The 21,769-nt window shown below is 70.3% G+C and carries 19 protein-coding genes; 10 read left to right on the forward strand and 9 right to left on the reverse strand.

Annotation, left to right across the window (positions count from 1 at the left end; translation table 11 throughout):
• The coding region (locus tag ACFOGJ_RS08100) for a lysylphosphatidylglycerol synthase transmembrane domain-containing protein (protein WP_379899347.1) at positions 1 to 513 on the reverse strand (513 nt) is incomplete at its 3' end.
• Positions 514 to 571: 58 nt separating this feature from the next.
• On the opposite strand from ACFOGJ_RS08100, the gene ACFOGJ_RS08105 reads away from it, so the two are divergent.
• From ACFOGJ_RS08105 to ACFOGJ_RS08115, 3 genes are read left to right on the forward strand one after another with little or no spacing between them, the layout of a single operon-like run.
• Entirely contained in the window at positions 572 to 3,058 is a 2,487-nt protein-coding gene (locus ACFOGJ_RS08105) for a hypothetical protein (protein WP_379899348.1), read from the forward strand.
• A 40-nt stretch (positions 3,059 to 3,098) separates the two neighbouring features.
• Complete coding sequence (locus ACFOGJ_RS08110; protein WP_379899349.1) at positions 3,099 to 3,941, forward strand: glycosyltransferase family 2 protein; 843 nt, start codon at positions 3,099 to 3,101, stop codon at positions 3,939 to 3,941.
• Between the two features lie 7 nt (positions 3,942 to 3,948).
• The gene (locus ACFOGJ_RS08115) at positions 3,949 to 4,947 is read left to right on the forward strand and encodes a class I SAM-dependent methyltransferase (protein ID WP_379899350.1); all 999 of its coding nucleotides are present in this window, start codon (positions 3,949 to 3,951) and stop codon (positions 4,945 to 4,947) included.
• 12 nt (positions 4,948 to 4,959) lie between these two features.
• Here ACFOGJ_RS08115 and ACFOGJ_RS08120 read toward each other — a convergent pair whose 3' ends face one another.
• Genes ACFOGJ_RS08120 through ACFOGJ_RS08140 form a run of 5 tightly spaced genes read right to left on the reverse strand, consistent with a single transcriptional unit; the run spans position 4,960 to position 8,680 of the window.
• Positions 4,960 to 5,448: a hypothetical protein gene (locus tag ACFOGJ_RS08120; protein WP_379899351.1), complete on the reverse strand. Its 489-nt coding sequence runs from the start codon at positions 5,446 to 5,448 to the stop codon at positions 4,960 to 4,962.
• Positions 5,448 to 5,963, reverse strand: coding sequence for a hypothetical protein (locus ACFOGJ_RS08125; protein WP_379899352.1), 516 nt, complete (start codon positions 5,961 to 5,963; stop codon positions 5,448 to 5,450). Before ACFOGJ_RS08125 ends, ACFOGJ_RS08120 begins: the two co-directional genes overlap by 1 nt.
• On the reverse strand, positions 5,960 to 7,444 hold the full coding sequence (locus ACFOGJ_RS08130; RefSeq protein WP_379899353.1) for a hypothetical protein: 1,485 nt from the start codon (positions 7,442 to 7,444) through the stop codon (positions 5,960 to 5,962). The genes ACFOGJ_RS08125 and ACFOGJ_RS08130 overlap by 4 nt, the downstream gene beginning before the upstream one ends.
• Positions 7,445 to 7,493: 49 nt before the next feature.
• Positions 7,494 to 7,997 carry a transcription termination/antitermination protein NusG gene (gene nusG, locus ACFOGJ_RS08135; RefSeq protein ID WP_379899354.1) on the reverse strand — a complete coding sequence of 168 codons (504 nt, stop codon included), beginning with the start codon at positions 7,995 to 7,997 and terminating at the stop codon, positions 7,494 to 7,496.
• Positions 7,994 to 8,680 (reverse strand): winged helix-turn-helix transcriptional regulator, encoded by a 687-nt coding sequence (locus ACFOGJ_RS08140; RefSeq protein ID WP_379899355.1) that lies wholly within the window; start codon positions 8,678 to 8,680, stop codon positions 7,994 to 7,996. The genes nusG and ACFOGJ_RS08140 overlap by 4 nt, the downstream gene beginning before the upstream one ends.
• A 208-nt stretch (positions 8,681 to 8,888) precedes the next feature.
• On the opposite strand from ACFOGJ_RS08140, the gene ACFOGJ_RS08145 reads away from it, so the two are divergent.
• The 4 genes from ACFOGJ_RS08145 to ACFOGJ_RS08160 are packed head-to-tail and all read left to right on the forward strand — an operon-like array spanning position 8,889 to position 13,977.
• Positions 8,889 to 10,292, forward strand: coding sequence for a TIGR00180 family glycosyltransferase (locus ACFOGJ_RS08145; protein WP_379899356.1), 1,404 nt, complete (start codon positions 8,889 to 8,891; stop codon positions 10,290 to 10,292).
• Entirely contained in the window at positions 10,279 to 11,703 is a 1,425-nt protein-coding gene (locus ACFOGJ_RS08150; protein ID WP_379899357.1) for a putative sugar O-methyltransferase, read from the forward strand. Before ACFOGJ_RS08145 ends, ACFOGJ_RS08150 begins: the two co-directional genes overlap by 14 nt.
• Positions 11,703 to 12,509 carry an ABC transporter permease gene (locus ACFOGJ_RS08155; RefSeq protein WP_379899358.1) on the forward strand — a complete coding sequence of 269 codons (807 nt, stop codon included), beginning with the start codon at positions 11,703 to 11,705 and terminating at the stop codon, positions 12,507 to 12,509. Before ACFOGJ_RS08150 ends, ACFOGJ_RS08155 begins: the two co-directional genes overlap by 1 nt.
• Positions 12,499 to 13,977: an ABC transporter ATP-binding protein gene (locus ACFOGJ_RS08160; protein ID WP_379899359.1), complete on the forward strand. Its 1,479-nt coding sequence runs from the start codon at positions 12,499 to 12,501 to the stop codon at positions 13,975 to 13,977. The genes ACFOGJ_RS08155 and ACFOGJ_RS08160 overlap by 11 nt, the downstream gene beginning before the upstream one ends.
• A gap of 62 nt (positions 13,978 to 14,039) precedes the next feature.
• Here the strand turns inward: ACFOGJ_RS08160 and ACFOGJ_RS08165 are convergent, their stop codons facing one another.
• Positions 14,040 to 14,873: a TylF/MycF/NovP-related O-methyltransferase gene (locus ACFOGJ_RS08165; RefSeq protein ID WP_379899360.1), complete on the reverse strand. Its 834-nt coding sequence runs from the start codon at positions 14,871 to 14,873 to the stop codon at positions 14,040 to 14,042.
• Between the two features lie 252 nt (positions 14,874 to 15,125).
• On the opposite strand from ACFOGJ_RS08165, the gene ACFOGJ_RS08170 reads away from it, so the two are divergent.
• The 3 genes from ACFOGJ_RS08170 (at position 15,126) to ACFOGJ_RS08180 (ending at position 18,499) form a co-directional block, all read left to right on the forward strand.
• Positions 15,126 to 15,851, forward strand: a complete 726-nt coding sequence (locus ACFOGJ_RS08170) for a hypothetical protein (protein ID WP_379899361.1) — start codon at positions 15,126 to 15,128, stop codon at positions 15,849 to 15,851.
• A 201-nt stretch (positions 15,852 to 16,052) separates the two neighbouring features.
• A complete protein-coding gene (locus tag ACFOGJ_RS08175; RefSeq protein ID WP_379899362.1) occupies positions 16,053 to 16,394 on the forward strand; it encodes a hypothetical protein in 342 nt (113 codons plus the stop codon).
• A gap of 101 nt (positions 16,395 to 16,495) precedes the next feature.
• A complete protein-coding gene (locus ACFOGJ_RS08180; RefSeq protein ID WP_379899363.1) occupies positions 16,496 to 18,499 on the forward strand; it encodes an O-linked N-acetylglucosamine transferase, SPINDLY family protein in 2,004 nt (667 codons plus the stop codon).
• Positions 18,500 to 18,520: 21 nt separating this feature from the next.
• Here ACFOGJ_RS08180 and ACFOGJ_RS08185 read toward each other — a convergent pair whose 3' ends face one another.
• Positions 18,521 to 20,731 carry an AsmA family protein gene (locus tag ACFOGJ_RS08185; protein ID WP_379899364.1) on the reverse strand — a complete coding sequence of 737 codons (2,211 nt, stop codon included), beginning with the start codon at positions 20,729 to 20,731 and terminating at the stop codon, positions 18,521 to 18,523.
• 52 nt (positions 20,732 to 20,783) lie between these two features.
• Positions 20,784 to 21,689, reverse strand: a complete 906-nt coding sequence (locus tag ACFOGJ_RS08190) for a haloalkane dehalogenase (RefSeq protein ID WP_379899365.1) — start codon at positions 21,687 to 21,689, stop codon at positions 20,784 to 20,786.
• Between the last annotated feature and the right edge of the window lie 80 nt (positions 21,690 to 21,769).

The following is a 21,769-nucleotide window of genomic DNA, read 5'->3' on the forward strand; positions in this document are numbered from 1 at the left end:
AAGACCGGCGCCCGCTGCCGGCCACAGCCATGGCGCCGCGCCGATCCCCAGCCGTTCCGCCAGCCAGGGCTCCGCCAGCAGCACCAGGACGACAAGCAGGCCCAGCATGAACAGCCGGTCGGCCGCCACGCTGTGGATCGCCCGGCGCCAGGTCAGGCCCTGGCGCTGGGCGAGCCAGATCCGCACCCCGTCGCCGACCACCGCGCCGGGCAGGACCTGGTTGAAGAAGATGGCGACGAAGTTCAGCCGCAGCGCCTGCCCGAACGGCAGGCTGCCGCCCAGCGCCCGCACGATGCTGCGCCAGCGGACGGTGCCGATGAACGGCTGCAGGACCAGCTGTGCCGCCGCCAGCGCCAGGATCGCGGGGTCAGCGGCCGTCAGCGTCCGGCCGAACGTGGACAGGTCGATCCGCCAGGCGATCACGCCGATCAGAAGCAGGCTCACGAACAGCTTCGCGAACAGGAAGAGCAGCTGCTTCATGGTGCGGGACGACAGACGGCTACTCGCAACCATTGCCACTTCAATGTAGTTCGTTTCATATCAACGGCCGGGTTGTGCAATCCATGCGCGCATGCACACATTCTGGCCCCGCCTATCCATGCAATGGTCACATGCAATGCCGCGAATCCGAAGGTTATCAGGGCCAGACCTTCGCAGGGCAAGACATATTCTGCGCGATGGGACATCGCAGAAGCTGCCACTTCGCCGCGGACCCGGTACGGTTTCTTCCAAGCCGGATCGTTCTGCCTGCCGCTTCCACTACTACGGCGCGTACCTCCTGGGATACCTGCTCTTTCTGGCCGGGCTCGTCTTTACGTGGCAGATCGACGCACCGAATCTGACGTTCGACCAGCGCGACCAGCGGCTGGCCCTCTGGCTGGCCCAGTTGTTCCTCGACTGGGGCGGTCCGCTGGACGTTACGGTACCGAACCCGTTCCAGGGCATGGTCAGCGTGGCAATCCCTGTCAATCCGTTCTGGACCCCGCCACTGCTGCCGGCGGTCCTGATGGGAGATACCGATTGGTCCCGCACGCTGGTGATGGTCGTCAACAGCGTCGAAGTCAGCGCCACAACCTTCGCCTTGCTGCGCTGCCTGCGGTTCCGGGCGCTGCACTGCCTGCTGTCGGTATTCCTGCTCCACTTCCTGCTGTTTCCGCCCTTCACCTTCTCCTTCGCGCTGCACGGCTGGCTGCAGACCGGGCCGTACTATGGCCATACCCTGGCACTGGGAAACCTGCTGCTGCTGACGGTCGTTCTCCTGGGCCGGCTGCCGCAATGGCCGCTTCCCGGCATCATTCGGACAGGTCCGCTGGCGCGGCACCTGACGGCATGGGCAGCCCTGACCCTGCTGGCGCTGTTCCTGGTCCTGGCCAACCTGATCTCGGTTCCGTTCTATGCGGCGGGCATGTTGGCCGGCTTCGCTGGTCTCTGCGCGGTGCTGTTCTGCGCCGCAGAGGGCTGGCGCGGCCGCCTGGCCCAGCTGGCGGCCGGCCTGGCGGTTGCCCTGGCCCTCGTCCTGCTGGGCACGGCCGAGTTCTACGAGACGTCGAAGCAGATCTCGGCGCGGTTCGTCGATGGCGGCACCGGCGGCCTGCTGGCACTGCTGAACCCGCCCGCCCAGTGGTCATTCGACACGGAGGCGCTGACGGCCTTTTTCTGCGGCCACGGCATCGCCTGCTCATTCGGCAGCTTCCCGGTGCAGCCCCGGGTCGTGCTGCTGGCCTCGCTCTGGTTCCAGATTGCGGTCGCCGCCGGCATCGGTCTCGCCATCTGGCGCTGGCGAGGCGCGGCCCGCCGCTTTGCCCTGTGGTTCGGGCTCTACTGGGCAGCCCTGGCCGCCTTCTTCGTGCTGCGGGCGTTCAACGTGATCGGCGCCTTTCCCCTGGCGCCGCTCTACCTCTACTACCCGCTGCATCCCTTCTGGGCGGCATTCAGCCTCTACGCCGCATGGGCCCTGGCCGGCGCTGCCTGGTCGCAGGTGGCGCCCCGTCTGCACGATCGGTTCAGGAGCAACCGGTTCGGGAGCAGTCGACTCGAGGCCGCAATGCGCTGGCCGATCGGGGCGCCCGGCCGGCTGCCGCTGACCGCCGGACTGGCCGCGGCGGTTGCCACCTTCGCCTACGGGGCATCGCTCGAGCCCAGTCATGTCTGGACACCGCCGCCCACGCCGATCGTCAACTACCTGACGGCCGAGATCGCGCTGCGGCCGGGCGACAGTTTCCGCGGCAGCGTGGCCAGCATCCTGGTGCAGCCTGAAGGCCCATTGCGCCGGGTGCTCGGCCCGGCACCCGATGCCCGCGTGGAGAGCGGCCGAATCGAGCGCTATCTCAACTATCTCGAGAAGACCACCGGCAGTGGCCATGCGCTGCTCGACCTCTGGTGGTATGGCATACCGACCTTCGAGGAATATGGCCAGGCGGTGACCCGGCAGATGGGGGTGATCGAAACGCTGCTGACCGACGGCCGCTATGTGGAGAAGATTCATTTCCTGATGGCCGACATCCCCGACCTGCCGCTGCTTCAGGCGCTGGGCGTGCGTTTCGTGATCTCCGACCTCGACCCCGGCGGCGGCGCTACGGCGCGGACGGCGATCCCGCTGCCCGAAGGCGGTGCCCTGACCCTCTACGAACTGCCTGCGCCGAACCTCGGCGGCTTCAGCCCCACCCGGATCACCGGTGGCCTCAGCGGTCCGGAGATTCTGGCGGCGCTGCGCGCGCAACCGGGGCGTTTCGACAAGCATGCCTATGCCGACGGCATCGACGACAGGGGGCTGCGCCCGGCTCGCGGCGCCGATATGATCTTCGTCCCCGGCGGGGTGCGGATCAGGGCCAGCAGTACCGGGCGGTCGGCGCTGCTTCTGCCGCTGCAGTTCTCCCACTGCCTGCAGCCGCAAGACCGGCCGCCAGATGTGCAGCTCGCGCGGGCCAACATCGCGCAGACTTTGCTGGCATTCGACCGGCAGGTGGATATTGTCCTGCGCTGGGACTTCGGCCTGCTCGGCAATGCCGGCTGCCGGGCACGGGATGTCCGCGACCTGATGGAGTTGGGCCTGTTGTGAGCAGATGCCGGAGTTCGGCCAATTGCAGGATCGGGGCACCGTGACCGGTTCCGCGATGCGGCGCGACAGTCCTTCCTCGGACGGGGAGGACCGCCACGCCCGCGAATTGATGCCCGACCTGAGCGACCTGAGCGACCCGACCGGCTCCGACCAGGCGGTGGGCCTGGCCGGCCATGAGCCGATCGACGTCACCCTGTTCATTCCCTGCCTGAACGAGGCGGAGAATGTCGTCGGTGCGATCGAGACCGTGTCGGCCGCCTGCCGCAAGCTGGGCCGCAGCTACGAGGTGCTGGTCTTCGACGACGGCTCCACCGACGGCACGTCGGAAGTGGTGCAGGCCTGGCAGCGGGCCAACCCGGACGCGCCGGTCCGCCTGTTCCGGAACGAGCGCAACCGCGGCGTCGCCCGCAACTTCGTCGACGGCGCCTTCGCTGCCCGCGGGCATCACTACCGCCTGGTCTGCGGCGACAATATCGAGCCGCCGGAAACCCATGAGGCGCTGCTGTCCGCGATCGGCCACAGCGATATCGTGATCCCCTATTTCATCGAGATCCGGAACCGGCCGTTCTTCCGCAAGGTGATCTCCTGGCTCTATACCCGGCTGGTGAATCTCGCCAGCGGCTATCGCCTGAAGTACTACAACGGCTGTCCGATCTACCTGCGCCGCGACGTGATGCGCTTCCATGTCGAGACGTCCGGCTTCGGCTACCAGGCCGAATTCCTGACCCGGCTGATCTACGAAGGCCGCAGCTTCGTCGAGATCCCGCTCGTCGCCTACGACCGGGAAGGCTCCGCCTCGCTGAACCTGCGCAACCTGCTGTCGGTCGGGCACAGCCTGATGACCATCATGTTCCGCCGGCTGCGGATCGTCCTTTTCGAATGATGCCCCGATGACCGCCAACGCCCATCCCGCCCCTGCCCCCGCCGATCCGACCCTGTCCGACGGGCAGGTGCAGCCGGGCTGGCTGCGGCGCGACCGTTGCCCGGTCTGCGACGCGCCGGCATCCGGTGCCAGCCCGGCCATGCGGTCCGACCCGCCGGCGGAAACCCTGCCGGCGGAGGCGCATGGCCGCTTCCTGTCCGGCTATGGCAGCGGCCGCGTGTTCTTCACCTATCACCGCTGCGGCGGCTGCGGCGCCCTGTTCTGCCCGACCTACTACACGCCGGAACAGCTCGACCGTCTCTACGGCCGGCAGCAGGAGAACATGGCCGACGTGCCGTTGCCCGCCCGCACCGCCACGCAGCGGCATTATGCGGAACTGCTGGCCGGCACCACGGAGGTCGCCGGCGACTATCTGGAGCTCGGCGCCGATATCGGCCTGTTCGCGGAAGCCTGCGCCGCCCGGATGGCGCTGGGCCGGATGTACCTGGTGGAACCGAACCTGGAGGTGCATGACGAACTGCGCCGCCGGCTCGCGGGCCGTGACCTGGTGCTGGGCACCGGCAGCGCGGCGGAGATGGGCATTCCGCCCGGCAGCCTGGGGCTGGCGGTGATGATCCATGTCGCCGACCACCTGCTGGACCCCGCCCTGCTGCTGGCGGAGCTGCGCCGGATGCTGCGCCCGGGCGGCGTGCTGTTCCTGGTCGTCCACAATGTCGATTCGGCGCTGGCGCGGCTGCTGGGAAAGCGTTTCCCGCCCTTCACCCTGCAGCACCCGCAGCTCTACGGGCCGCGGACGATTGGCACCCTGCTGCGGCGCTGCGGCTTCGAGGTGCTGCGCACCGCCCGGACGAAGAACCATTTCCCGGTGATGCACCTGGCCCGCGCGGGCTTCCAGGTCGCGGGCCTGGGCGCCATCGCGCCGGGGTTCGACCTGCCCTGGACCCCGGGCCTGCGCCTGGGGAACATCGCGGTGATCGCGCGGAAGCCCCTCTCCGACGCGGGCTGAGGAACGCGGCGCCTACCTCACCTCCGGATGTCGGAAAAGGCGCCGCAGCCGTGCGAAGCTGCGGGCCGTGCGCGCGCCCTGCGCCGTCGGCCGGTAGCGGTCGTCCTCGCGCTGCAGCAGGCCGCCGGCGACCAGCTGGTCGAGCCGCCGGTCGACCATCGCGGCGGTGTCGTAGTCCTTCGCGATCTGCGTTTCGTCCAGCGGACCGTCGGTCAGCCGGCGCAGGATCCCCAGGGTCACCGAGTTCGCCGCCAGGGTGAACAGGAACAGGTAGAGTTCGCACAGCAGGCCGTAGGCGAGTGCCGCGACGATCGGCTGCACGGCCAGGCCATGGCCCGCCAGCAGACCGCCGATCAGCAGCAGGCCGACCGGGCCGCCGACCAGAAGGAAGCGCTTCACCGCGGAGCCGCCAGCGCCCAGGCGGCCCCCCAGGCGGCCCAGCACGGCATGTCCGGCCAGGGCGGCGGCGAAGGCCAGAAGGGTCCAGGCGAGCCAGGCCATCAGCCGGCCCGCCCGATGCCGGCCAGCCAGAGCAGGGCCGCGCTGGCCGCCGCCGCAATGCGGCCGCGGCCGGTGATCGCCAGCCGGCCCTCTTCGTCCCGGCGCGCCAGCTTCAGGTCCAGCAGCGATGCCGTGCGCGCCATCTGCTTGGCGGTGCCGATCGCGGCGAGGGCCTGCAGGTCCTTGCCGCTGGCGGTGCCGCGGCGATGGGTGGCGGCCAGGATCGACAGCGAATAGCTGCCTTCCGCCAGCGACCAGAGTTCCAGGAAGGAAATGGCATAGATGCCCATCAGCGCCGCGGTCCCGAAGGCGCCGGTCCAGCGCGCCGCCTCGCCCGGCGCCAGGGCCAGCCAGACCAGCAGCGCCAGGCCCGCCGCGACGACGGGCAGGGCGTGGAACAGGAAGATGCCGCGCTCCGTCCGCAGGACAGCCAGGTTGCGCAGGCCGGCGAGATAGGCGGCCAGATGCAGCAGGCACCAGCCGGCCGCCAGAAGGATCGGTGTCAGCGCGGTCATGCCGCCGTCCCTTCGGCCGGCAGCGCCCGGTGCCGGCGCCGGCGGCGCCGCAGCCAGCCGCCCAGCCGCCAGGCCGCCAGGGCCGTCGCCACGACCAGAACCGGCGCCAGCGGCAGGTTCCAGCGCGGGATGTTGTTGGTCAGGCCGGTATGGACCGCCAGGCCGGTCAGGCCCGGCAGGGCGAACAGGTAGAACCGCCCCACGCCCCAGCGCCAGGCGAGCGCCAGCACGACCAGCAGGCAGGGCACGGTCAGCAGCGCCAGGGAATCGACCCACAGGCCCCGGTTGAGCACCGGCAGCGAGATCATCAGATGCCGCGGCCAGGCCTGCAGCAGCCGGGACTGGTAGTCGCGGGTGACCGCGTCATAGGCCTCGGACGGGGACAGGCCGGTCGCCTGGCGGGCCGCCACGTCGGCGACCCAGCGATCGTGCGAGGCCGGCGTGAAGCCGTCGGCGCGATGGTCCTGGAAGCGGCGCCAGTGCGCCTCCGGAAAGCCGTCTCGGGCCCAGTTGTCGCCGAAGTTGGAGGTCCACCAGAGCCAGGCCATGCCGTATTCGGCGGCCGTCATCTCCAGCAGTTCGATCCGGTAGGCCAGCACCTCGCCCTCGCGCGCGCGGTCGGAGGGGAGCGGGCTGCCGAAGCTCGCCAGGTTCCAGAACAGCCAGGGCGCCACGATCGCCGCCCAGCCCGCCGCCAGCAGGACGCCGCGCAGCGCGCCGGCGGCATAGCGCCGGGCGGCCGGCCGCGGCGCCGGCCCGCGCTGCCAGGCATGGGCCAGCGCCACGCCGATCGCCGCCGGTACGAGCAGCGGCAGGAAGGCCTGTTTGGTCGCCGCCAGCGCCCCGCAGGCAATGCCTGCCGCGATGGCGGCCGCCCAGGCCGCCCGCCCGGTGCCCGCGGCGGGCAGCAGCAGCAGGGCCGCCGCTGCCGCCAGCGCCAGGGCCAGCGATTCGCTGATCATGAAGTCGGCATAGTCCATGATCTTCGGGTTGAAGGCGATCATCGCCAGGGCCAGCAGAGCCGCAGGGGCGGCGCCGCACAGCCGCCAGACGGCCAGCGCGGCACAGGCGGCCGCCACCAGGATCAGCGCCACGTTCAGGCCGTGGCCCAGCCGCAGCGCCGCCAGGCATGACGCGCTCGGCGCGCTCGTGGCCGCGGGCAAGGCGTCGCAACGGGCCGCCGCCAGGGTGGCGGGCGCGAGGCGCATCAGGCCGGCCAGGAGAAGCGGATAGCCGGGTTCGCGGAACATCGTGGGCGCCGGCACCGCATCCTGCGGCGGCGCCAGCGAGGGCACGCCATGTTCGGCCAGGTTCCAGGCCATCGCCACGTAGTGCCGGTCGTCGGCCACGGGCGGGTTCGGCTGAAACCGCATCCAGGCGAGCACGAAGGCTGCCGCCAGCAGCAGCAGCGCCAGGATCAACAAGCCGGCAGGCGGCGGCGCATGGCGGTCGCCGGCCACCGGCGGCAGCAGGGTCGTCATCGATGTCATGTCGTCGGGTGAACCGTCGCCGGGATCGCCGGATGGCAGGTCAGGCGGCGCTGATATAGTCGGCGTCGAGCTGCACCCGCACCCGCCGGCCCAGCATGTCGAGAAGCAGGACCACCCGCTGCGCGTCGGTGACGCTGTCGACCAGCCCCATCCGTTCCGCGAGCGGTCCGTCGGTGATGCGCACCCGGTCGCCGCGGCAGAAGCTGTCCGAGGGCAGGCCGAACAGCACGAAGCCGTCCTCGTCCTCGCGCGCCTTCAGGGCACGGATCACGCCGCGCGGCAGGGGCGCCGGCATCTCGCCGTCGCAGACCAGCTGCCGGCAGCCGAAGGTGCCGTTGACCCGCCGCCAGGGTTCCGCCGCCACGTCGAGGCGGACGAACAGATAGCCGGGGAACAGGGCGGCGGGCACCAGCTCCACCTTGCGGGCATGGCGCCGCCGCTTGCGATAGCGCGGCAGATAGGTCCGCATGCCCTGGCGCTGCAGGTTGATCGCCGCACGCTCTTCCGAGCGCGGCAGGGCTTCCACAACGTACCAGCGCCTCACGCCGCGTCTCCCCTTTCGATCAGGTCCTCGCCCACCAGGTCCTCGTTCCCCGCTGCGCGGCCGCGATCGGATGCCCCGCGCCCGCGGCTGACATGCAGCAGGGCCGGCGTCATCACCCGCTGCGGCGGCAGGCGCCGGATGGCGGCGGCGAAACGCGCCTGCGGGTCGATCACGTCGGTTACCAGCACCGCGTCGAACGTATCGCGTGGCGGCAGGTCCCGCAGCAGCGGCAGGCCGGCGAAGCGGTCGCGGTTGCGCGCCGGATCGACGACGGCGACCAGCTCCACCTCTGCTTCATGCGCCGCGATGACCGCCACTTCCGCCAGGTCGCCCGCGCCCAGCAGCACCACCCGGGTCCAGCCCCGCGCTTGGCATTCCGCAAAGGCGTCGGTGCATTCCTGCCGGGCGACGCGGAAGAACTGGAAGGAGGATTCCAGATATTCGCGGGTCAGGCGGGTCTTCTCGGCAAAGCCCTGCGGCGTCAGATAATAGAGGCAGCGCCGCGCCGGCACCTGGCGGACCTTGATCCAGCCCTTGTTGATGCAGCGCTTCAGATAGGCATTGGTCAGGCCCAGCGCCACGCCGAGCTGGCCGGCCAGGCGACGCTGCGACGTCGACCGTTCGGCTTCGATCTCGCTCAGGAGACCCAGGGTCAGCGCGGGGTCGCTGTCCTTCTCGGTCATCGGCCCATCTCGGTCATCGACCCTCATGCCCGCGGTCCCCGACTGCAGGGGACCGGTAATCACGCGCTCCGGGTGTGCCGCCCTGTCGCGGCACCGCATGGCGGCATCGCCGTGCGGGCGCTTGTCCCCGCCGGGAAAATGCCTTAGAGCGTGGCCCGTTCTAAGGTGTTCACAGCGTGAACGTCAAGCTTCATCGAGGCATTCGGACATGACCGGACCCGTCGGGGATCGCCTCCCCGCCCTCTTCACGCTCGTCGTTCCGACCTACAACAGGCCGCACGAACTGACGGCGCTGATGAACTACCTGGCGCGGCTGCGGGTGCGCTTCCCGATCCTGGTCCTCGATTCCGGCAGCGAAGAGAGCCGCCGCACCACACGCAACCTGGTCGGCCATCTGGGCCTGTCGGCAACGGTGCTGGAATACGATTCCAGCGCCAAGCCGTTCGACAAGTTCCGCTACGGTTCGTTCCGCGTGACGACGCCCTATGCCGCGATCTGCGCCGACGACGACCTGATCCTGGTCGACGGGCTGGTCGCCTGCCTGGAGGCGCTGGAGGCCGACCCCCAGGCGGCCGTGGCGCATGGCTACTATTTCGCCTTCACCGACCGCACCCGCGGCGAAGGCCTGATGGACCTGGAGCATATCGTCTACGATTCCCGCAGCATCGAATCGCCGGATCCGATCGCGCGGGTGCGGGACCTGTTCCGCGACTACCAGGCCCTGACCTACGGCATCTATCGCACCCATGTGCTGCGCGACGTGCTGAACGCCACATCGCCGTTCCGCCACGTGCTGACCCAGGAACTGCTGTCCGGGGCGCTCAGCGTCGTGCATGGCAAGATGCTGCGGGTGCCCGTGTTCTCCAACGGCCGCGCGATCAATGCCAGCCATCCCTATACCCGCTGGCACCCGTTCCTCTGGCTGATGGAGGATCCGGAAAGCCTGGCGAAAGAATATGCCTGGTTCCGTCAGGTCCTGGTCTCCGCGCTGACCGACCGCCCGGACTATGCCCGCGACGCCGCCGATACCGGGCGGCTGCTGGACCTGATCGCCACCTTCTACCTGTACCGGCACACCCCGCCGGAAACCTTCGACCTGATCCTGGACCGGGCGTTCGGCGACCAGCCGATGGACCGGCTGTGGCAGGACCTCGCGATGCAGCTGCCGATGATCAATTCGGCGGAGAATGTGGAGCCGCTGTTCCTGCCGCCGCAGCCCGCACCGCCGCCGCCGGTGCCGGCGCGCACCACGGGCGAACGCATCGGCCGCAAGCTCGGCCGGCTGATCGACAAGGTGATGCGGCTGCAGGCGGCCGCGCCGCCGCCGGCGCAAACCGCGGAGGCGCTGCCGCTGCCGCCGATGCCGGCGCCGGATCCGGCAACCGCCCCCGAGGTGCCGCCGCAGGACCTGCCGGGCGGGACCCGCACCTACCGCATCTTCCCGGCGCTGCAGCATCATCCCGCCAGCGCACGCTTTGCCGTCACCCCGGAGGTGCTTGCCGCCCTCACCGGGGCGCTGGACGCCTATCGGCCCTGGGACGACGCGGTGGAGGCGCTGGCGCCGGAACCACAACCCGCAGCCGGGGACGGATCCGCCCATGGCCCAGGCTGAGGCCGCGCTGTCCGCGCCACAGCCGCCTGCCGCGGCACAGGACGCCCTGCTGGCGGCAGCCCGCGCCGACGACCGCGCCGGCATCCAGGCGGCGATCGCGAACGGCGCGGACCCGGCGGCGGCGGACAGCCGCGCGCTGCGGGTCGCCGCCGAGGCCGGCGCCCTGAATGCGGTGATGCTGCTGATCGAGCGCGGCGCAGACCCGTCCGCCGACGGTCACGCCGCCTTCCGGGCGGCCGTGGCCGCGCGGCACTACCCGGTCCAGAAACACCTGCACGAGTCCGGCCACCAGCCCGACCTGCTGGCGCCGGAGCGCCGGGCGGAGATCGCGGCGATGCGGGCCGAGCTCGATGCCGCGCCGGAAATCTACCGCCCCTCCCGCTTCTGGGAGACGTTCGGCGACGCCAACGTGTCCTGGCTGTCCTGGGCGGGGCTGGAGAACTTCAAGCGCACGATCAACCAGAACTACTTCAACTTCGTCATCCGCGGCTTCCGCGACCCCCGCATCCGGCGCTCGCTGGCACTGTGGCGGCGCGGCGACATGCTCGCACCGCTGCGCACAGCGCTTGCCGACCCGGACGACGATCCGGCGCTCTGGTTCTCGATGGACCCGCGCTACCGGATCTTCCCCGGCGAGCGCGCCGATGCGCGCCGCCTGAAGCGCCTGCTCTACCGCCTGATGGTTGGGGCGCAATGGGGCTATGCGGAACGCCGCCCGTCCGGTGCCTGGCTGCAGGGGATGCAGGAGCCGGCGCTGGGCAACCCGATCCCGCTGACCCTGCGCGGCCGGCCGGTGTCCCAGGACCTGGTCAATTCCGCCTGCGAGGCGGCGGACCTGGAGGCGGCGATGGCGGCGGCGGGCCGGCCGCTGCCGCAGGACGCAGCCGCTGCGCCGCCGGTGGTGGCGGAACTGGGCGCCGGCTATGGCCGGCTGGGCTGGCTGCTGCTGTCGAAGCGGCGCCTGCGCTACATGATCTTCGACATCCCGCCGACCCTGATGGTCGCGCAATGGTACCTGTCCAGACTGTTCCCGGACCGCAAGGTCTTCCGTTTCCGCCATTTCGACAGTTTCGCGCAGATCGAGGCGGAGCTGGCGGAGGCCGAGATCGCCTTCTTCTCCGCCAACCAGCTGGAGCTGATGCCGGACGGCATGATCGATGCCTTCGTGTCGATCAGCGCGCTGCACGAAATGACCCGGCCGCAGATCGCCCACTACCTGTCACTGATGGGCGCCAAGACCCGGTCGGCCGTGTACCTGAAGCTGCAGCGCATCTACCGCAACCCGTTCGACGAGATGGTGCTGGAGCGCGACGCCTATGCCATGCCGCCGGGCTGGCGCCTGTGGCGGGAGGCGGACGACCCGCTCAATCCCGGCTTCTTCACCCTCTCCCTCCTGCGTGAGACCCCTTGATGTTCGGTTTCGGTATCGTCGGCCTGTTGCGCACCATCTTCCGCAGCCGCAGCCTGCTGTGGAGCCTCGCTGTCTACGAGCTGCGCGGCCGCTATGCGGCCACCCTGGCCGGATCGGTCTGGGCGATCGTCAACCCGCTGGTCCTGATCGGCGTGTTCTGGTTCGTTACCGCCTACGGCCTGAAGGTCACCTTCGAGGACGGCCCGCCCTACTTCCTGATGGTGTTCTGCGGCATCGTGCCCTGGATCGCCTTCTCCGAGGCGCTGTCGGGGGGCACCAATTCCGTTCTGGGCGCCGCCTACCTGGTGAAGAAGATCGCCTTCCCGATGGAGGTGCTGCCGCTGGTGCCGATCGTGTCGACGGTGATCGTGCATGCGGTGCTGATCGTCTTCCTGCTGTTCATCATGGCGGTGAACGGCCTGCCGCCGCAGCTGCACTACATCCAGATCCTGTATTTCAGCGGCGCGATGCTGACCTTCGCCGCAGCCCTGTCCTTCGTGCTGGCACCGGTCAACGTGTTCCAGCGCGACACCGCCCATGTCATCGGCGCCATCCTGACGATCTGGTTCTGGGTGACGCCGGTGATCTGGCCGGTGGACAACCTGCCGGACTGGGCCTACGCGATCATCCGGATGAACCCGCTGTTCTACATCGTCCAGGGCTATCGCGGCGTGCTGCTCTACGACCAGCCGTTCTGGTTCCAATGGCCGCTGGACCTGTGGTTCTGGGCCTGCACCCTGTTCGTGCTGCTTCTCGGCAGCCTCCTTTTCGGGCGGCTGAAGCCGCATTTTGCCGATGTCCTCTAACGCCCTCGCCAAGCCGGCCACCGACAGCCCGCCGGCCGAGACCCCGACGCCCGCCATGCCGGCGCCGGCAATCCACAACCCCTCGCCGGCGGTGCGGGTCGAGAACGTCTCGAAGATGTACCGCCTGTTCAACAGCCGCGGCGACCGGCTGAAGGAGGCGCTGAACCTGTTCGGCAAGCCCTACCACCGGCCGTTCTGGGCGCTGCACGACATCTCGCTCGACGTGCCGCGGGGCCAGACCGTCGGCATCCTGGGGATGAACGGCTCCGGCAAGTCGACCCTGCTGCAGATCATCGCCGGCGTGCTGGCGCCCACCACTGGCCATGTCGCCATGGAGGGCCGCCTGGCCGCCCTGCTGGAGCTGGGCGCCGGCTTCAACGCCGACCTGTCGGGCCGCGAGAACGTGGTGATGAACTCCACCATCATGGGGCTCAGCCGGCGCGAGATCGACAGCCGCATCGCGGAGATCGAGGCCTTCGCCGATATCGGCGACTTCTTCGACCAGCCGGTGAAGACCTATTCCTCCGGCATGTTCGTGCGGGTGGCCTTTTCCGCGGCGATCCATGTCGACCCGGAAGTGCTGATCGTCGACGAGGCGCTGTCGGTCGGCGATGCCCGCTTCCAGGAGAAGAGCTACCGCAAGTTCTCCTCCTTCAAGGAGGCGGGGAAGACGATCATCTACGTCACCCACGACCGCTCCTCGGTGCTGCAGCTCTGCGACTTCGCGATCCTGCTGCACAAGGGCCGGCTGGTGGAGATGGGCGAGCCGCGCCACATCGTGAACCTCTATTCGGAGATCCTGGGCTTCGGCGACCTGCGCGCCAAGCGGCAGGACCGCGCCGCGGAGGAGGCCCCGCCGGCACCGGCGGCGATTGCGGCCGGCAGCAGCGGGCCCGCCACCGTCCAGGGCAACCGCCCCGCTGCCCTGCCGGCGCCCGAGGCGGCCAACCGGCCGCCGGAACTGTCGGCCTTCCTGGCCGACCGGTCCGGGCAGAACCAGCTCAGCGGCAACCCGACCTACAACGCCGACGAATATGTCTACGGCAACGAGCAGGCGGAGATCGTCGACTACATGCTGCTGTCCGAGGGGCGGGTGAACCCGTCGGCCGTGACCTGCGGCAGCGACCTGGACATCTACGTCAAGATCCGCTTCCACCAGCCGCATGAGGCGCCGCTGGTGGGCTTCGGACTTCGCACCCCGAAAGGCGTGCAGGGCTTTGCCAACAACACCTCATGGATGCCGGACACGGTGATCCCGCCGGTGGAGGCCGGCGAGGTCGCCGTCTACCATTTCCGGGTGAAGCTGCTGCTGCAGGCCGGCGCCTGGTTCCTGCTGCTGTCGGTGGCCGGCTCGCAGGCCGACCTCTGGCAGATCCGCAACAATGTCGGGCTGCTGGAGCTGCTGGCCGACAACCGATTCGACGGCATGGCGATGCTGCCGTGCAGCGCGGAGGCGGTGGCCGGGTAGGGTTCTTGGGGCCGGCGGGCGAGGCCGAAAGGCCGCATCAGGCCGGCGACACAGGCAGAAGGTCAGGGCTTGACCATCAGTCCCTGGCCGGTGGGCAGCAGCATGATTTCCGTGCCCTGGCTGCGGGCGAACTCGTCATGCGCCTTCTTCTGCAGGCCGTATTGCAGCCAGCCGTAATCGTCCAGCACCACGACCGCGCCCGGCACCAGCCGCGGCCAGAAATGCATCAGGGCGGCACGCTCCGGTTCGACGATGTTCATATCGATGGACAGGTAGGCGACCTTCTCGATCTCCACCTGCGACAGGGTCTCCGGTACCCGGCCCTGCACCAGCCGGGCGTTCGGGAAGGGCGCGAAATTGGCCTTCGCCAGCTCGTAGCAGTCGAAGTACCGGCCAGGGGCGTTCTCCTTCCCCTCGGCGCGCTCATCGTCGGTCAGCTGCTCCATCGGGATGCCCTGGAAGGTGTCGAACAGCCAGAAGCTGCGCCCGGTGCTGTTGAAATCGACATAGTCGCAGACCGCCAGCGACATGATGCCGGTATTCACCCCGCACTCGACGAAATCGCCTTCCAGGTTGAGGGCATGGGCCCCGGCCCAGCAGCAGGTGTGGATGCGCCACTCGATATGGATGTCCATCCGGCTGCCTTCGGGCCGGCCGAGGATATGGCCGCTGTCCATGCCGCGCTGATAGGCGGCCATGAAGCGGGGGTCCTTCAGGAAGTCGACGCTCTTGTACCAGGTCGCCATCATGTCGCCGCTGTAGGAGGGCGGATCGTCGAACGGCCGCTGCTTGGAAAGCTCCCACTCGAGCTCCGCGACGCGCAGTTCCGCCGCCTTCAGCCGATCTCCGCCACGCAGCGCCGCCATCAGGCGGGCGCCGATTCCCGTTCGCGCCATGCTCTCTCCAACCGTGACCGCCCGACATGCCTGCCATCGCCGCCGGCCGGGATGCGAGCGGGATTACCCCAGCGCCCCATCGATTTCAACGTGCGGCGGTTTCCCGCAGGCTGGCCGGTTCGCACCGATTCCGGCGCGGCCGAAAGGTGCTGTTAAGGCCGGACCGGCAAGTATGGCCGCCGAACCGGGGCGATCGCAGCACAGGCAAGACCCCCTGTCCCCGGCTGAGCGAAACACTGTAGGATCACCGCAATGTCGTACCTGCGTCCGACCGTCCTGACCGCATGCTGCATCCTGGCCCTCGGGCTGGCCGCCCATGGTGGCCTGGGCGGCGGGGAGGGCAGCGCCGCCACGCCGCCGGACCAGGTCCGGCTGAGCCGCCTGATGCCCGACCTGGCGGCGGCCCTGCCGCTGGGCCCGACCGCGCAAGGTGTCTGGACCGGCGCGGTCGACCGGGACGCGGCGGGGCGCGGCCGCTTCCTGCTCAACAACGACACCAACGAGACCAGCATCTACTACGGCTATCGCCTGGATGAAGCCGATGCCGCGGACGACCTGTCCGTGGAGGTCAGCCTGCCGCGCTCCGGCGTGACGCAGCTGTCGGGCGCCGGCCTGCTGTTCGACTTCCAGCCCGCGGGGCCGAACTATTGCGCCTTCGTGCTGCACCCGGACGGGGTGGCCGGGATCTATGCCCGCGACCGGAAGGGGTTGCACCCGCTGGCCCAGGCCCGCGCCGCGGACTTTCGCGCCGGCCATGCCAACCGCCTGACCCTGCGCCGCAGCGGCGACAGCCTTGCCGCCTTCGTGAACGGCAGCAAGGTGCTGCAGCTCGCCGACCTGGGACCCTCCTGCCCCGGGCCCGGCGCGACAGGCGGCAAGCCGGCGGCAGGCATGCCCGTCGGCGAAGGCCGGGAGGGCTCGGGCATCATCGCGCTGTCGGTCGGCCGCTTCGGCTTCCGAGACTTCCACCTGCAGTGAAGCGCCTGAGCCGGGGCAGGGGCCGCCAGGCCCGCGCCCCGATCCCGGAAAACAAGAGAATCCGCCGCCGGTGATCCCACTTTCGCCTTGCACTCCGGCGCGCCGACCGCTACCGAACGCCATTCACCGCAACCGTGCCGCGGCGCCGCAGGCGCCGGGCATCTGCGGCCGGACAGCCAGAGAAGCCAAGGGGAGACATTCATGACCGAGCGCCTGATCGCCGACGTGATGGAAGGTGAGCGGCGGGTCCGCCTGTACGAAGAGACGGCGCGGTCCCTGGAGACCTTCATGGAAGGCATGCAGGGCATTTCCGTCTCGGGCGGCTTCGTGAAGCTGAACTGCTATTCCACCGCGCAGCAGGAAGTGGTCGACGGCACGCCGGTCGAGCGCCGCGAAGTGCAGACCCGCCTGGTGATGCCGCTGAACACCTTCATCGCCTGCGCCGGCTTCATGCAGCGGATGGCGATCGAGATCCAGAACCGGCTGCAGGAGCAGCAGAACGCCGGCGCCGCGGACGACAGCGTCACCGTTCCCAACGATTGATCCGGCCGGACGCGGCGGCGCCCCGGTCGTGAGGCCGGCGCCCCCGTGTCCCGCTGCCTTGACGGACGGCCCCGGTATCGCCGGATGGCCGCGGCATCGTCATGTCTACAGCCGCGCCTGACATCCAGGAGGCCGGTGGCGAGGAGGCCGGCGCCGACTTCGCCGCCCGCCGGCTGGACGACGGGGTGCGGCTGGCGGCGGCCGGCCGCATCGATGATGCCGTCGCCTGCTTCGCCGCGGCGGCACAGGCGGTGCCTGCCGATCCTCGCGCGCTGCTGAACGCCGGCTCGCTGCTGCTGGACCAGGGCCGGGCCGCAGAGGCCCTGCCATGGCTGGAACGGGCGCTGTCTGCCGCGCCCGCCGACCCCCGCGCCCTGTGCTCCCTTGGCACGACCGAGGTGCGCCTGGGCCGCACCGCGGCGGGCTTCGGCCATCTGCACGCCGGTTGGCAGGCGGCGGAGGCGCGGGCCGCGCAGGCCGGCGACGATACTGCGGCACGGGAAGCTGTGCGTCCGATGCAGATGCTGGCCAGTGCCAACCTGGCGCTCGCCCTGATGGCCGTCGGCGATCATGCCGCGGCCTGTCCGCTGCTGGAGCGCACCGCCGGCCTGGCGCCGGAGCGCGCCGAACCCTGGTACCTGCTGGCGCTGGCGCGGCAGCGGATCTGGGATCTCGACGGTGCGGAGCGTGCCGCCCGCCGCGCGCTGCAGGTCGAGGCGGACAATCCCCGCGCCCTGGCCAACCTGGCCTCCATCCTGAAGGACCTGGGCCGGCCGGCGGAGGCGGTCGACCTTGCCTGGCAGGCGCTGCGCAACCGGCAATGGGACAGCAGCCTCTGGTCCAACCTGATCTTCCTGCTGGATTTCGACAGCCGCCAGGACACCGCCAGCCAGCAGGCCGTGCGGCGGCACTGGGCGCTGCGCTTCGGCGGCCCGCGCAACCTGCCTGCCGCGCCCGCCCCAGCCGTCGCCGACCCGGGCGCCCCCGCCCCGGCCGCCCCGGACCCGGAGCGGCGGCTGACCATCGGCTATGTCTCCCCCGACTTCCGGCGCCACTCCGCGGCGCGGGCCTTCGCGCCGCTGATCTTGGGTCGTGACCGGTCCCGGTTGGCGGCGGTCTGCTACATGACCAGCCCCGCCACCGACGACCTGACGGCGCGATTCCGCGACGCTGCCGATCTCTGGCGCGATGCGACGACCATGTCCGACGGATCGCTGGAGGCGCAGATCCGCGCCGACGGCATCGACATCCTGGTGGATTGCTGCGGCCATACCGACGGCCATCGGCTGGAGGTCTTCGCCCGCCGGCCCGCGCCGGTGCAGGTCAGTGCCTGGGGTCATCCCACCGGCACCGGGCTGGCGGCAATCGACTGGCTGTTCACCGATCCCGTCGTGGTGCCGCCGCAGGAAGATGCGCTGTTCGTGGAGCGACCCTATCGCATGGAGAGCGTCGCGCTGCTGCGGCCGATGCTGGACCCGCCGGTGGCGCCGCCGCCGTTCCGGACCCGCGGCGCAATCTCCTTCGGCGCCTTCGCGCGGGCGCCGAAGCTGACCGACGACAGCCTGCGGCTGTGGGCCGCGGTACTGCAGGCGCTGCCCGATTCACGGCTGGTGCTGAAGGATTTCGGCTTCACGCGGCCGGCCGGCCGCGCCGCGTTCTGCCGGCGGGCCGCCGCGCTGGGCCTGCCGGCGGAGCGGCTGACCTTCCTGCCGGGCACGGCGGTGGAGGCACATCTGAATGCCTTTGCCGAGATCGATATCGCCCTGGACACCCTGCCGGTGACCGGCGGTGTCGGGACCGGCGACGCGCTCTGGATGGGGGTGCCTGTCGTCACCCTGCGCGGCCGCGCGCCGGCCGGCCGCGTCTCCGCTTCGGTCCTGACCCAGATCGGCCTGGAGGATTGCGTGGCCGAAGACGCGGAGGGCTATGTGGCGGCGGCTCTGCGTCTCGCGCAGGCGCCGGAGCGCCTGGACGCGCTGCGCCAGCGCCTGCGTCCGGCGCTGGCGGCCGCCCCGGCCGGCGACCGGGACGGCCATGTCCGCCGGGTGGAGGCCGCCTTCCGCGACATCTGGCGGCGCCACTGCGCCGGCCTGCCGGGCGGCTGACGGGACCGCCGCCGCAGCGGGTCAGCGGTTGAGGATGCCCCGCAGGGCGTCTCCCGGATTCTTGCCGCCGCCAAGGACGCCTTTCACCGCATCCTCCACGGCCTCGCGCGGATTCTCCGTCGGGGAAGCGCCCTGCGCGGCATCGCCGGTCGGTGCCGCGCCATTGCCCAGCAACTGCTGCAGCTGCCCGGGCAGGTTCTGCCGCAGGCCCTTGAGCTGCCGGATCGCGGCATCCGGATCCTTCAGGAAGTTCTCCGTCATGCCCTGGATGTCCGGCGTAATCGCCGGATCTTCCAGCGGGCCGCGGATCAGCAGTGGCACGGTCAGCCCGTCGAGTTCGTCGGCGCCGCCCTGGCCGGCGGCGGTGGCGACCAGCTCCGGCTCGGCACGGTAGTCGACCGTCTTGCCGATGATGCTGACCGTGCCGGCGCCGTCCATGCGCAGCAGCGGCGATTTCATGCTGAGGTCGCGATTGGTCAGCACGCCGCCGGAGATCGAGTAGCTGCCGCTCAGTTCCGAGAAGTCGGTGGCCTGCTCAGGCCCGTAGAACGGCTGCTGGAAGCCGGAGCCGATGGAACGGAGGATCTGGCCGATGTTGATGCCCTTGATCGCTCCGTCGCGGAACAGGATGGCGCCGTTGCCGGCCAGGTTGGCGACCGCCTGCCGCACCGTGCCGCCGGAGGAGGTCAGCGCCGCCTTGGCATTGCCGGTGCCCGCCAGCCGGTCGAAATCCGCCAGGGTCGCCAGCACCGGCTCCGCCTGGATCCCGTCCAGGTCGGCGGTCACGGCGAATTGCGGCGCGCCGCCGCGGGCATTGACGTTCACCTGGGCGCTGCCCTTGCCGCCATAGAGCGCCAGGCGGGACAGGTCGGCCGACAGGTTGCGGTCGCGCAGGGCGACGCTGAACTCCAGGCCGCTGGCTTCGAACTTCCGGTAGCGCAGCCCGTCGGCCACCAGCGACAGGTCGAGGTCCAGCATCGACAGCGCGGAAACGTCGATCGGCGTGTCCGGCCAGGCCGCACCGCCGCCGGGTGCTGCAGGTGCCGGCTGGCTGGCCTGCGGGGCAGGCGTGCCCCCCTGCGTCTGGGGCGCGGTGCCAGCAGCATCGGCCGGCGCCGCCTCCGGCTGCGCCGCCGCGCCGCCCTGCGGCAGGATGGCGTTCAGGTCCAGCATGCCGGTCTTCAGGTCGGCGGCGATCCGCGGCCGGTCGCCCTGTGGCTCCACGACGATATCGCCGGTCAGGGTCACCTCGCCCAGTGCCAGGGTCATGCCGCTGAGGCCGAGCTTCTGCGGCACGGCACTGAGCCTGCCCTTCAGGTCGACATTGGCCAGAGACGGCGGCACGGCGGCGGCGTCCTGCCCCGCCAGCGCCAGCAGCGCCGGCACCGAGGGCACGGCGAGCTGGATATCGCCGTCGAAGCTCTGCGCCGCACCCGCGGCGAGCTGGCCGTCCAGCACCAGGGTCGCCGGCTCCGACGACAGCGCAAGCCGGGTGGCGACCTTGTCGCCCTGCATCAGGCCGCGCAGCTCGCCCATCCGGCCCTCGAACGCCAGGTCGGTGCCGTCGACCCGCGCCTTGCCGGACAGGTCGAGGGGCTGGGCCAGGCCCGGCATGTCCAGGGTCAGGTCCAGATCCTCGAGCCGGTGGCTTTCCCCGGCGGCATCCGTATAGGTCACCTGCCCCTTGCGGATCTCGACACCGCTGAGCTGCAGCTCCCGCAGCTCCCGGTCCGGGCCGTCCGCCATATCCTCCGCCGGGGCGGGGGCGGTATCGGAAGGCGCCGGCTCGGCGGGCCTCCCTTCCGCCGCCGTCCCTGCCGCCGGCGTCCCTGGCGTAGAGGCGGGCGGCTCGAATTCCCAGTTGCCGCGGCCATCCGCGCCGACCTGCAGTGCGATCTGCGGCCGGTCCAGAACGAATTTCTGGATCCGCAGCTCGCGCGACAGCAGCGACATCCAGTCGAGTTCGACGATCAGTTCCGTCACCTGCGCCAGGTCGCCCTCCATGCCGGGCGGATTGCTGATCGCCGCCTCGTCCACGGTGACCGCCAGGACGGGGAACAGTTGGACATCCAGGTCGCCGCCCAGGACCAGGGTGCGGCCGGTGGCCTGATGCACCTCCTCGGTGACCAGGGCCTTCACCTGGTCCTTCGGCACCAGGAAGGGGATGGCGATCACCGCAGCGATCGCAAGGACGACCAGGACGGCGATGACGATGAGGATCCGTTTCAGCATGGACGGTGCTCCAGACAGTCTGGACGATGGGTGGGAATGGAGGCGGCGGCGGTCAACCGGTGCCGGCGAAGCCGCGGCGCCAGTCCGCGATCGCCGAGCCGATCTCGTGCGGTGAATCCTCCTGGATGAAATGCAGTCCCGGCACGGTCACCTCCTGCTGGTTCGGCCAGGCTCTGCAGAATTCCCGCGGCGCACCCGTTAGGATGGCCCCGGGATCCGCATTCACGAACAGTTTCGGCAGGTCGCTGCCGGAAAGCCAGGCGGCATAGGCTTCCACGATGGCGACGATGTCGGCCGGCTCGCCGTCCAGCGGAATCTGGCGCGGCCAGGTCAGGGTGGGGCGGCGCTCCTCGCCCGTTGCGGCGAAAGGCCGGCGATAGATCGCCATTTCCTCCGTCGACAGCTGCCGCAGGATCGAGCCAGGCAGCACCCTTTCAACGAAGAGATTCTTCTCCAGCACCATCTCCTCGCCCGCCTGCGACCGGAAGCCCTCGAACAGGGCACGCGACCGGCTGTTCCATTCCGACCACAGGAGCGGCCGCACGATGGCTTCCATATAGGCGATTCCGATGACGGCTGCGCGATGCCTGTTCGCCCAGTCGAAGCCCAGCGCGGATCCCCAGTCGTGCAGGACGAGGGTCACGTTGCGCTGCACCCCCAGTGCCTCCAGCAATGCCTCCAGGAAGACGCGATGCTCGACGAAGCGATAGCTTTCGGGACCGGAGGGCGACAGCTTGTCGGAACGGCCCATGCCGATCAGGTCGGGCGCCAGGCACCGGCCCTGGTCGGCGAGATGCGGCATCACGTTGCGCCACAGATAGGACGATGTCGGATTGCCGTGCAGGAACAGGATCGGGTCGCCCTGGCCGACCTCCACACAGGAGATCCGCCGCCCGAGCACCTCGATCTGCCGTGCCGGCAATTCCGCCGTGGCCAGCCCCGCCGCATCGCTGGACACCGGTCTTCCTCCCGTCCTGTCGATCCGCCGCCGCGGGACCGTAGAGGTCCGCCGACGCCGGGGACCGGCGGGGCCCCCCT

The organism is Marinibaculum pumilum (genome assembly GCF_042646425.1).
GTDB lineage: Bacteria > Pseudomonadota > Alphaproteobacteria > Ferrovibrionales > Ferrovibrionaceae > Marinibaculum > Marinibaculum pumilum.

Excerpts from the sequence above, each read along its gene's own strand:
- ACFOGJ_RS08105 (WP_379899348.1), top strand. The coding sequence starts at position 572 with ATGCACACATTCTGGCCCCGCCTATCCATGCAATGGTCACATGCAATG.
- ACFOGJ_RS08115 (WP_379899350.1), top strand. The coding sequence starts at position 3,949 with ATGACCGCCAACGCCCATCCCGCCCCTGCCCCCGCCGATCCGACCCTG.
- ACFOGJ_RS08120 (WP_379899351.1), bottom strand. The coding sequence starts at position 5,448 with ATGGCCTGGCTCGCCTGGACCCTTCTGGCCTTCGCCGCCGCCCTGGCC.
- ACFOGJ_RS08125 (WP_379899352.1), bottom strand. The coding sequence starts at position 5,963 with ATGACCGCGCTGACACCGATCCTTCTGGCGGCCGGCTGGTGCCTGCTG.
- ACFOGJ_RS08130 (WP_379899353.1), bottom strand. The coding sequence starts at position 7,444 with ATGACGACCCTGCTGCCGCCGGTGGCCGGCGACCGCCATGCGCCGCCG.
- ACFOGJ_RS08140 (WP_379899355.1), bottom strand. The coding sequence starts at position 8,680 with ATGACCGAGAAGGACAGCGACCCCGCGCTGACCCTGGGTCTCCTGAGC.
- ACFOGJ_RS08145 (WP_379899356.1), top strand. The coding sequence starts at position 8,889 with ATGACCGGACCCGTCGGGGATCGCCTCCCCGCCCTCTTCACGCTCGTC.
- ACFOGJ_RS08150 (WP_379899357.1), top strand. The coding sequence starts at position 10,279 with ATGGCCCAGGCTGAGGCCGCGCTGTCCGCGCCACAGCCGCCTGCCGCG.
- ACFOGJ_RS08155 (WP_379899358.1), top strand. The coding sequence starts at position 11,703 with ATGTTCGGTTTCGGTATCGTCGGCCTGTTGCGCACCATCTTCCGCAGC.
- ACFOGJ_RS08160 (WP_379899359.1), top strand. The coding sequence starts at position 12,499 with ATGTCCTCTAACGCCCTCGCCAAGCCGGCCACCGACAGCCCGCCGGCC.
- ACFOGJ_RS08165 (WP_379899360.1), bottom strand. The coding sequence starts at position 14,873 with ATGGCGCGAACGGGAATCGGCGCCCGCCTGATGGCGGCGCTGCGTGGC.
- ACFOGJ_RS08170 (WP_379899361.1), top strand. The coding sequence starts at position 15,126 with ATGTCGTACCTGCGTCCGACCGTCCTGACCGCATGCTGCATCCTGGCC.
- ACFOGJ_RS08175 (WP_379899362.1), top strand. The coding sequence starts at position 16,053 with ATGACCGAGCGCCTGATCGCCGACGTGATGGAAGGTGAGCGGCGGGTC.
- ACFOGJ_RS08180 (WP_379899363.1), top strand. The coding sequence starts at position 16,496 with ATGTCTACAGCCGCGCCTGACATCCAGGAGGCCGGTGGCGAGGAGGCC.
- ACFOGJ_RS08185 (WP_379899364.1), bottom strand. The coding sequence starts at position 20,731 with ATGCTGAAACGGATCCTCATCGTCATCGCCGTCCTGGTCGTCCTTGCG.